Origin of the sequence: Exiguobacterium sp. A1_3_1, from assembly GCF_048985645.1 — a bacterium.
GTDB lineage: Bacteria > Bacillota > Bacilli > Exiguobacteriales > Exiguobacteriaceae > Exiguobacterium_A > Exiguobacterium_A indicum.
Genome location: NZ_WBYY01000113.1, coordinates 1 through 10,645, shown reverse-complemented (window position 1 = coordinate 10,645; position 10,645 = coordinate 1). Strand labels below are relative to the sequence as shown.

10 protein-coding genes are annotated in these 10,645 nt (G+C 44.3%); 5 read left to right on the top strand and 5 right to left on the bottom strand.

Translation table 11 applies throughout. The features are described 5' to 3' along the window. Positions 1–60 precede the first annotated feature (60 nt). Positions 61–2,223, bottom strand: a complete 2,163-nt coding sequence (locus F8N00_RS12145; RefSeq protein ID WP_023467360.1) for an ATP-dependent helicase — start codon at positions 2,221–2,223, stop codon at positions 61–63. A 246-nt stretch (positions 2,224–2,469) separates the two neighbouring features. Between F8N00_RS12145 and F8N00_RS12140 the strand changes: the two genes are divergently transcribed. After that, entirely contained in the window at positions 2,470–2,967 is a 498-nt protein-coding gene (locus tag F8N00_RS12140; protein ID WP_023467362.1) for a GNAT family N-acetyltransferase, read from the top strand. A 47-nt stretch (positions 2,968–3,014) separates the two neighbouring features. On the opposite strand, the gene F8N00_RS12135 is transcribed toward F8N00_RS12140, so the two are convergent. From F8N00_RS12135 to F8N00_RS12125, 3 genes are all read right to left on the bottom strand, one after another. Beyond that, on the bottom strand, positions 3,015–4,481 hold the full coding sequence (locus F8N00_RS12135; RefSeq protein WP_421018292.1) for a glycoside hydrolase family 32 protein: 1,467 nt from the start codon (positions 4,479–4,481) through the stop codon (positions 3,015–3,017). Positions 4,482–4,569: 88 nt separating this feature from the next. Beyond that, positions 4,570–6,153 (bottom strand): diguanylate cyclase domain-containing protein, encoded by a 1,584-nt coding sequence (locus tag F8N00_RS12130; protein WP_421018291.1) that lies wholly within the window; start codon positions 6,151–6,153, stop codon positions 4,570–4,572. A 25-nt stretch (positions 6,154–6,178) separates the two neighbouring features. Then, positions 6,179–6,649, bottom strand: a complete 471-nt coding sequence (locus F8N00_RS12125) for a GNAT family N-acetyltransferase (RefSeq protein WP_421018290.1) — start codon at positions 6,647–6,649, stop codon at positions 6,179–6,181. 153 nt (positions 6,650–6,802) lie between these two features. On the opposite strand from F8N00_RS12125, the gene F8N00_RS12120 reads away from it, so the two are divergent. After that, the gene (locus F8N00_RS12120; protein ID WP_023467367.1) at positions 6,803–7,720 is read left to right on the top strand and encodes an ABC transporter ATP-binding protein; all 918 of its coding nucleotides are present in this window, start codon (positions 6,803–6,805) and stop codon (positions 7,718–7,720) included. Next, the gene (locus tag F8N00_RS12115; protein ID WP_023467368.1) at positions 7,698–8,441 is read left to right on the top strand and encodes an ABC transporter permease; all 744 of its coding nucleotides are present in this window, start codon (positions 7,698–7,700) and stop codon (positions 8,439–8,441) included. Before F8N00_RS12120 ends, F8N00_RS12115 begins: the two co-directional genes overlap by 23 nt. Positions 8,442–8,500: 59 nt before the next feature. On the opposite strand, the gene F8N00_RS12110 is transcribed toward F8N00_RS12115, so the two are convergent. Further along, entirely contained in the window at positions 8,501–9,073 is a 573-nt protein-coding gene (locus F8N00_RS12110; RefSeq protein ID WP_235515863.1) for a YczE/YyaS/YitT family protein, read from the bottom strand. 239 nt (positions 9,074–9,312) lie between these two features. Here F8N00_RS12110 and F8N00_RS12105 point away from each other — a divergent pair, with 239 nt between their 5' ends. Together F8N00_RS12105 and F8N00_RS12100 are read left to right on the top strand one after the other, a co-directional pair. After that, positions 9,313–9,876, top strand: a complete 564-nt coding sequence (locus tag F8N00_RS12105; RefSeq protein WP_023467370.1) for a glycerol-3-phosphate responsive antiterminator — start codon at positions 9,313–9,315, stop codon at positions 9,874–9,876. 195 nt (positions 9,877–10,071) lie between these two features. Then, a partial coding sequence (locus F8N00_RS12100) for an MIP/aquaporin family protein (RefSeq protein WP_421018289.1) occupies positions 10,072–10,645 on the top strand: 574 nt, incomplete at its 3' end.

Below are 10,645 nucleotides of genomic sequence, written 5' to 3'. Positions count from 1 at the left end.
GAAGAAAGGGCGTGAAAAGACGCGTCATTCTTTTTTTTTTTGAGTCAGGTCCATTCTGAATCATAAAATTTCGAGTAATGCATTTTCAGAGCAGACTTGTAACGAAAGCTGTTTTTTCATTCCTTGATCAAATGAAATTTCTAGCACATCGTCAACCAGGTGCAAGACGGTTCCAGGACCAAATGCTGTATGCGAGACACGCATGTTCTCAGTGATCGGAAGTGGAGGAACGCTAGCTCGCGCTGTAACAGCAGTTCGCTTGCGCTCTACTTTTCGTTTTGCAGCATCAGGCGTGACGAGGCGATGGACGTCTTCGACGAATGGTGAGACATCAAATGATTTCGATTTAAAACGATAGGACAGGAGATGTAGTTCGTGTCGCGCCCGTGTCATGCCGACGTAAAACAAACGTGCAGCTTCTTCCATATCATCGAGTTGTCCATTCTTGTACGCCTTGATCGTATCAGCTGATGGAAGAATCCCAGAAACGAGATCAATCATGAAGACGCGATCGAATTCAAGTCCCTTCGCACTGTGAAAGGTCGAAAGGGTGACCGCATTTTGATTTTTATTTTGTTTCGCATCACGCATCAATTGTTCGAGATGCGTGATCCGTTCACGAAAGGCGAGTAGTGTCGGTACATCACTTGCGATGTTATCGATCGTATTCAATGTTTCAAGCAGGTGATCGAGACTAAAACCGAGACTCTCACTCATTTTTCGCAAATTCTTTTCGTAACCCAGTTCATGACGAATCAGAGAGAGGGCGGCAGAGGGGCGAACGGTTTGGATGGAAGCGAATGTGCGCTTCATTTGTTGAAGTTGTTTCTTTTGATAAAACTTCATCTCGATTTTGTTTATGAGTAGATCAAATACAGATTCACCCGTACCGAACTGTTGCAATTGAGAAAGTTGCGCTTTTGAGATATACCCGGCGAATTTCGTATGAATAGTTGCTAGCACATCGATATCTGTCGGATCTTGTGCGAATGTCATGAAGTTTAAGATATCCTTCAAAATCCAATGACTGAAGAATTTATGATCGACATCCTTAATATAAAACGGAATATTTGCTTGATCCAAAGCATTCATCACATTGATCGATGAGGCATTGTTGCGATATAAGATGGCTACTTCGCGGTAATTCGTCTCTGTCCGTAGTTGATTCAACAGATAGCGGGTCTGATCCTCGTAAGTTGGTAACGTCTCTAAGATAATCGGACGAACAGCAGCGTTCTCCGTGAACATCTGTTTCGGATAACGTGCTTTATTGCGCTGAATGAATTGGTTTGCGACGGATACGATGTCTTGAGACGAACGATAATTTTGTTCCATGTAAAGAATCGTCGCATTCGGATACGTATCTTTGAAGTGCAAAATTTTAGAGGCATCCGCGCCACGCCAACTGTATAGCGTCTGATCATCATCTGCAACGACACAAAGACGGTTATGCGGTAAGGCTAACTTCTCGACCAATTGATGCTGGACGAGCGACGTATCCTGACTTTCATCCGTTAGGATATAGTCGAAGCGTCGCTGATAATGTTGCAACAGACGACGGTCTTGCTCCAAAATCGTATTCGCATACGTCAACATATCATCAAAGTCGAGTAACGGATGTAAGGGATCACGCGACTTGAATTGTTCATATGCCACATAGATATCAGGGAAATGTTTGATCGTCGTCGGTACTGCCTTGATCTCCTTTAAAGAAAGAAGGCGGTTCTTGACGAAGGAAATCATCCGCAATAACTCATCCATCTGGTCGTCTGTAATGACACTCCGATTAATTTCCTGGAAAATACGCCGGAGTAACATGCGTTTATGTGGCACATTCGGATGTTGTTGATCCATTGGTCCCTCAATGATCGTATAGGAGAGACGTTGCTGGGATGTATGATCCCGAACGACTTGAAAAGCAAAGCTATGAATCGTCGAGAATGCCGCTGTCGTTCCAATTAATTCGTGAAATAGATGATAAAAACGATCCGCCATCTCGCGAGCTGCTGCCTTACTGAAGGTCAGCCCTAAAATACGATGTGGTTCAATCTTTTTTTGTAAAATCAAATAGGCAATCTTAAAATTAAGCGTCGTTGTTTTTCCAGAGCCGGGTGAGGCGAGTAACAGCAACGGACCATGGTCATGTTCGATTGCCTGTTGTTGGACAGGATTCAGTTGAATGCCGGTCAATCGCTCCATCTGTTCGAAAAAATCTTCATGCATGATACAGTTCACCTCGAGCGTATTTATTTCGCGTCCAATAATCGAACTTTCCCTAGTGTATCATTTTTAGTGTCAGGATTGGATTACGGAAAGAAGAACCGTGGAATAAAGAGACAAGAGCCTATTGGATGTTATGTAAGACGAGTATCCTAAATGACTAGGCAAATGGACACAAAAACATTAAAATGGGAATAGATGTAAGAGATTACTCTCTTGTCCTGTACAAAGAGGGAAGGCGGAATGAGAATGTCTGTAGTGAAATTACACATGTATACGAATGAACATTATGAACAATGTGATGCGTTCATTCTTCCGGAAGAACAAGTCCAGTTTACTTCTTTTCCGACGGATGTCGTCGCAGATGCGGTTGCCCATCCAGATAAATTCCCGGTTGTCATCAAAAAAGACGATTTAGTCGTCGGATTTTTTATTCTTCATCTTAATCCCCCTAAAACACATCGAACACATGAACACAGTGTCCTGTTACGTGCCTTTTCCATTGATGTACGCCATCAACACCAAGGATATGCGAAAGAGGCAATGATGCAGTTGCCAGAGTTCGTGCATCATCATTTTCCAGAAGTCACAGCGATCACACTAGCGGTCAATAAAAAGAATATTGCTGCAAAATCACTGTATTTCAAAACGGGATACGTTGATACGTTACAGTCCGTCATGGGTCCAATTGGGGAGCAGCACATCCTTGCATTTGATCTAGAAAAAGAATCGCGATTGAAGCATTGAAGCAAAAAAGCATTTTCCTGATTCTATTCAGGAAAATGCTTTTTTATTTAAGATAAATCGTAGAGTGATAAATGCGCACCTGCTTCACCAGAGAAGACAATACCTCGACTGGATGTTTTCGGGAAAATCCGTCCAGATGCAACGGCTTCTCCGTCATTTAGAAAAAGTTCAAACGAAGAACGATCCACGAACAGACGTAATGTATGCAAGTCCTTCGCAAGAATCGTCGATCGCGAAGTGCCGAATGATTCAGCAGGTACTTCTGCACCTGATCGGCTTCGATCGATCGTAAATTGACGTGATACAGCATCGTAATGGAATACGGTTTCTTCAGTGGCGTCTTGACGAATCGAGAAGCGGAACGAGTCCGACGACAGTTTTAAGTCTGTCATCACGAGCTCGAAAATCTCGACTTCCGCAATTGTCACGTCTTGTTCGAAAAGAATCGTTTCGTCAAACAGCGTCTCTTTTCGTAGCTGTGTCAGTTCACGGACAGGTCGTTGACGAAGTCGTCCCTGTTCGATCGTTAATTCACGTGGCAATGTTAAAGCATGTGCCCAGTTATAGATGTCAGAAGGATAACTGATATCCGGTAACCCCATCCAACCAACAAGAATCCGTCGACCATCTGCCGCCTCAGTTGTTTGTGGCGCGTAGAAGTCAAATCCGAAATCGAGTTCTTGGAACGATTCGTGTGTGAATGTTAAGTCGGGTAAAGCTAACGGTTCGCCGATGAAATAACCGGACTGGAAAATATTTTTATAGTTCGGACCATCTGGTTCAATCCCTTGAGGGCTAAAGAGGAGGATCCCTTTTCCATCCAGCTCGAAATAATCAGGACATTCCCACATATAACCGAATGTCGAGTAATTCGTCTGTAACTCACCGAGGAATGTCCAGTGCTCTGCATCTTGAGACTGATAGATGACAGTACAACCCGTCAAGTCACTACGCTGTGCACCAATGATGCAGTACCAAATGCCCGATGCATCTTGGAAGACTTTCGGATCACGGAAATGTTCCGTATATCCTTCAGGAACGTTTGGAATAGCAGGTGGTAAATGTTTTTCGATTCGTCCATCCGAGCGGAGATGACCGACGATTTGGCTCGTATGGCGATTCCAATCCGCATCCCGTTTATTACCGGTGTACATGATGTGCACTTGATCATCTTTAATGAAGCCACTACCGGAATAAGCACCGTGTGAATCAGGATCGTTATTTGGGATCAAGGCAGCTCCTTCATCGAACCAATGTACAAGATCTTTTGATGTCATGTGATACCAGTACTTCAGCCCGTGTACGGGTCCGAGTGGAAACCATTGATAAAACAAATGATAGAGACCGTCATGATAGACGAAGCCGTTCGGATCATTCAAAAGTCCGGTCGGAGGTTGAATATGGTAAGAAAATCGCCAAGGAGATGTTCGAACTTCTTCCTTCATCGCTTGGTAGACGCTCGGATCGACATCCGAGAGGGGACGGTATCGTGCTTCACGTGTCCATTGATTCATGTTGACAGCTCCTCGTTGAAAAATTATACGCTTCTCTCGTTCACCTTACGGAGGAGAGCTGCGCTTGTCAATCCTCCGTCCTGAATGGTCAATGAACGGACATACATCCTCTGCCATTTTGCTTCGAACGATAGAGCGCTAAATCAGCGCGATGCATGACTTGTTCGAGTGATTCTCCTGTCACCTGTTCGGCGACTCCGATACTCATCCCGATGTGGACGGTTTGTTCTTCTAAGTGATACGGCATCGAGACGTGAGCGATCCATTGTTCACCTAAGTATCGTGCTTCTGTTAAGGATTGAGTCGTCAAGACGATGATGAACTCATCGCCGCCCAGACGAGCTACGAATCCACCAGGTGGAAGCAACTGTTCGAGACGTTGACTGACCTCGATCAGCAGGAGATCACCTAGCGCGTGACCATACGTATCATTGACTGCTTTAAAGCCGTCTAAATCAAGGCAAAGATAGATAGAATGCGTTTCTGCAGGCAATTGTTCGATGTATTGAGCGAGACCGTTGCGGTTCGCGAGACCCGTCAGGCTATCGCGTTGTGACAAGCGTTCAAACGTTAATTTCTCTTGTTCGGTATGTAGCAAGCGATGAATCAGTCGTTGTAAGGCATCCGTCAGTGTCTCGATTTCTCGGATTCCACGATGATTCGGGAGTGATTTTGAGGGATCATCCTGCATCTGTTGGGCGGCATATGTGATTTTTAATAATGGTCGTGTCAATAACTTCGCTAACATCCATCCGAGTACGGCTGTGATGAAAGAGGCAATCAATCCGGCGATAAAAATCGTTTGACGTAAAGCGTCGGCATCAGCGAAGGCAATCGAAGTCGGTTGACGCACGAGAACCGTCCAACCTAATCCATCGTAATCCTTGTAACCTCGGCTTGTACTTTGACCAGAGACGAATTCTTTCCCTTGCCAAGAAGCGGTCGCAGAAGCATTCGAAGTCAGCGTTACGCTATCAGGTAATGTTTTACCGCTCCATCCGTTCGGTCCAAGCAAAATCGTCTTTCGATCTTGACTAATGATGAAGACATCGACTTGTTGGAGAGAGGACGTGGCGCTCTGAAAACTTTGTTCGATCGCTTTTGCCCATTCGAAGCTGAGATGTGTCGCAAGGACACCAGAAAATCGCCCCTTATCGTACAAAGGTGTACTAATATCGACGAATTGTAACGGTTCACCGCTTGGGTTTGGCAATAATTTTGCGAGTAGAACAGCTTCATGGACATCCCCGATGAATGGTTGTGATAAGGCTTGTTGGAAGACGGGGCGTTCCTTGATCGATGTTCCTTCAAGAATCTGATTCGTTGACGCAACGACTTTGCCTTTCGCATCTAAGCGACCAATCCAAGAAAAGTCAGGAATCTGTCGTTGTAACTCTTCGAGTGTCTGCCGTGTTTCTGCTTTTTGTTCTGTTTGTTGAATCGTTGATAAAGAACCCAGCAATTTTACTTCGGCATAACGTGACCACATGTAATGATCAAGCTTATCAGACAGTTGGTGAGCAGTCGTTGACAGATTCATCCCGACTTCCGATTGGAGTCGGTTTGTTGCATGTTGACTAATGAAAAAAGTTAATCCGAGCGTCATGCTAAAAAATAGCAGGGAAATCAATCCCGCTAACAAAACATCAAAGCGAATTGAGAGTCTGGACATTGTGTGATACTCCATTCATGCGTTTTCATTTGTTTTTACTTACATCATACACGTAGACGTCTACGTGTTGTTCGCGATTCGAGATACTCGTTCGCTCGTATCGAAATTCGTGTTTTTCCCAAAAACGACGGGCTCTTAAATTATCGGGTAAGACTGCGAGATGAATGTGAGGTTCCTGACTTAGGAACTGATCACAAAAAGCGGATAGTAACCGACTGCTAGTTCCCGTACCGTGCTGAGAAGCATCCAGTAAAAATAGACCGATCCAAGGTGTACCGTCTTTTGGATGCTTCGGTAGGTAGTCAATCAGTAGGACGGGTTCTCCGTCTACATACCCAATCAGCGATACGGTATCGGGATTTAAAAACTCTTCCTGTAAGGTCGAATCAGAGAGCGGAAGCACTCGTTCTTCTAAGAGCGCATATGTAGGAACGCTCGCGTACAACGATTGGATGATCGGAAAGTGATCATGTGTTACTTGTTCAAAGCGAATCATCTAGCGACTCCATTCTTTATTTTTAATATAAAATTTCTGTTGTTACGCCTTTTTAATTGGAATCAGATTACATATTTGTAAGAAATGAAACTTATCCTTTAAAATCACGTACACTAATAGCATAGACAAAATATGAATGAGGAGGAAGAGCAGATGTTAAAGATTGAAAATATCTCAAAGCGTCTCGGAAAAGAGCAAATTTTAAAAGACGTCAGTTTTGAGGTATCCCCAGGAGAAGTGTTCGGCTTCCTCGGACCGAATGGAGCAGGGAAGACGACGACGATTCGGATCATCACGGGACTACTCGAGCAGGATGCAGGGAAAGTCACAGTCAATGGATTTGATGTCGTAGAAGAGCGTTCGAAAGCGCTGACGCAAATCGGAGCAATCGTTGAAAATCCAGCGTTTTATCCTTATCTGACAGGAAAACAAAACTTAGTTCATGCAAAAAATCTCATTCCGGGACTCGGTCAAGTGGATTATGATGCACTAGCACGACTCGTTGGTCTTGAAGGAAAGCTTTCAAAAAAAGTCGGAGAGTACTCACTCGGAATGAAGCAACGACTCGGAATTGCTCGTGCCTTGCTACATAACCCGCGCGTCTTGATTTTAGATGAACCGACGAATGGTCTGGATCCATCCGGAATTGCAGAGCTTCGTGAATATTTACGCCAAATGGCGCGTGAGCAAGATATCGCGATTTTAATTTCAAGCCATATGTTGAGTGAGATGGAACAAATCAGTGATCGTTATGCGATCATCGATCAGGGTGTCATCAAGTCGGTCGAGTCCGTTCGTAATGAAACTGGAGCGAAAATCGCTCTTCGTGTCAATGCAGAAGCGATGACAGAGGTACTCGATGCCCTTCGCGTCGCGAACTACCCATCAGAAGTACTCGAGAATAAAATTATTATCACCGCACCGGAAAGTGAATGTCCAGCTATCGCTCGACTCGTCGTGCCGATTGCCGATTTACATGAACTGACCGTTAAACGTTTGACGCTTGAGGAACAATTCCTGCAAGTAACGAAAAAAGAGGGGGATTCACATGCTTTCGCTCATACAAAATGAATGGATGAAATGGTGGACGACTAAAAAAGCGAAAATCGTTTTAGCACTATATGTCGTTATTGCAGTTGGTATTATCATCGTTGCAAAGACGAATGATTTTGAGTTCACACGTTATGATTATTATTCATCAACGTTCCTTTTACTGACATCTCTATTAGGAATCATCACGATTGTCTTCACGGCAGAAGCCATCGGGAATGAAGTACGTTATGACACGATGAAACACTTATTAATGAGTCCGTATTCCCGAATGACGATTTATTTCTCGAAACTTATCTTTTCGATCTTGATCATGTTGTTCCAATTCGTGTTCATCGCTGCGATCGTCTACGCAGGCTCATTTGCGTTTTCAGAGGCAGGAGATCCAATTCTGTTCCGCGATACGATCGTCGAAGTTGTCAGTCCGATTTTTACAATATTCATGACGTTATTCTTCTCATTGTTGTTCCGTTCTGTTGGAATGATTATCGGCTTCACCGTACTAGCACAGTTCTTTACGAGCATTGCGGGTAACTTACTGGTTGGTTTCAAACCAGCAATCGCTAAGTGGATCGTATTCATGCATTTAGACTGGTCAATGTATTTCAAGGATTCTATGACCTATGGTACGAGTGAAGCGATGGGAACAACTTTGACTTTCTCCGCCTTGTTCGTATTGGCTCATATCATCGTCTTGTTAGGTGCATCGATTCTTGTCTTCCAAAGAAAATCATATACGTAAATGAAAGAGCTGCTATTGATAGATGAATTTGTCTATCAATAGCAGCTCTTTTACAGTATTCAAGAACTTGTCCGTTTAGGTGGACGTGCTGTAATCGGGAACAATCGCTGAAACCATTCGATCAGTGGACCGTTCAATAAGAGAAAAATGAAAGTTCCGACTCCGATGCCGATCAGTTCGCGTTCAATCAGTGAAAAGAGACAAGCAATCAAAAAAGGAATGCCGAGGCTGATCGTTGCACCGAGCGAGGTACTTTTAAAGCGACTGATCAGTGACTTCATCAAGTAATCCGGTGGCATCAATACGAATCCGATTTGTAGATAGAGAGCGAGTCCAAGTGAAATCAATGGCATGCCGATCAACATGTACACAACGCGCATCCAAAGTCCCTGTGGTGTATAAATCAATTGATGGATCGATAAGAAGAAATCAATCGCAGCGCCGAACAGGACGACGAGTGCGAAACTGAGGACGATCGTCCACCAACTAAATCGACTCCCAAGAGAGAGTGCCGCAATCAAAGCGAGCACATGTAAGACGATGATCGCTAGTCCGACAGTTAAAGGGGAGATGGCCGCAACGGCTTCACTCGCTGATGTCCAAGGTGCACTCCCGATCGAGGCGGTCACCATGAAGCTGTTTCCTAAGGCGTTAATTAAAATAGAGAATAAATAGATGACAATCCGTTTTTGCTGACTCATTGACGTGCACAGACGGTAGGACTGCGCGTTCACCTCCTGAAAAGAAATCGTTTCGTTAAGCTATACCCTAATCGTAGCGCTCTTTTCACTTATTTTCATGAAAAGAGCATTGCCTATTCCTTATGTTTCACGACATACTTAGGACACATTACGAATCAGGGGGAGAACATATGACATATTTTGGACAGAAGATCCTGCCTTCCGTTAGAAAATTAGAAGACTTTGAAAAGATGCTGAAGAGTCCATATGAATATGGGGTCTTACTCGAAATGCATGTATCGCGTTTAAAAGCGGTCTATGAGATGGCGCATCGTTACGACAAAAAAATGTTTTTGCACATGGATCTCGTTCAAGGGTTAAAAAATGATGAATATGCCACAGAATACGTCTGCCAAGAATTGAAGCCGTATGGTGTCATTTCGACGAAGGCGAGCGTCATCTTGAAAGCACGTCAAAAAAAGGTCAAGACGATGCAACGCATGTTCTTACTTGATTCCAGTTCACTCGAAAAAAGTTATCAACTCATGGAACGGACGCAACCTGATTACATCGAAGTGTTACCAGGGTTAATGCCAAAGTACATTCAAGAAGTGAAAGAAAAGACAGGGCGTCTCGTATTCGCCGGTGGACTCATCGATACGGTCGAGGAAGTGGAACAAGCGATTGAAGCAGGTGCCTCAAGTATCACAACATCGAATAAGGACTTGTGGCGTCATTTTGAACCACGCTCTTAAGTTGATTGTGAGGAAAATCATTCGGATTATTTGACAGCGTTTTCACTGATTGTTATAGTGATATCAAGTTGATACAAAGTGACGGAGAAAAGGGAGATTCACGTGTGAGTCCTGCTTGAAGAACATTCAAGTATGAACTGACGTGGATCTCCTTTTTATGTTGCTTTTTTCACATAACCAAAAGGAGGAACACATATGTCACCCATTTTAGCGGAATTTTTAGGCACAGCTTTGCTTGTCGCGCTTGGGAACGGTGTTGGTGCAGGCGTTAGTTTGACGAAATCGTTTGCGAAGGATGCAGGTTGGATTGTCATCACGTTTGCATGGGGTTTTGCCGTGGCGATTGCAGCGTATGCCGTCGGTCAATTCAGTGGAGCACACCTTAACCCAGCAGTAACGCTTGGTTTAGCCTTTGACGGTTCATTTGCATGGGCAGACGTACCAGGCTATATCGTCGCTCAAATTGCCGGCGGGATACTTGGTGCAAGTCTTGTTTTCGTCCATTACTTACCACACTGGGCGGAGACGAAAGACCCAGCAACGAAACTCGGCGTCTTTGCGACGTCACCAGCGATTCCACATACATTTGCCAATCTAATGAGTGAAATGATCGCGACATTCTTGCTTGTCATTGGGTTGTTATCAATCGGAGCAAATAAGTTCTCAGATGGTCTAAATCCATTGATCGTCGGTTTCTTGATCGTCAGCCTCGGTATGTCATTCGGAGGAACGACAGGATATGCGATGAATCCGGCGCGGGACCTTGGTC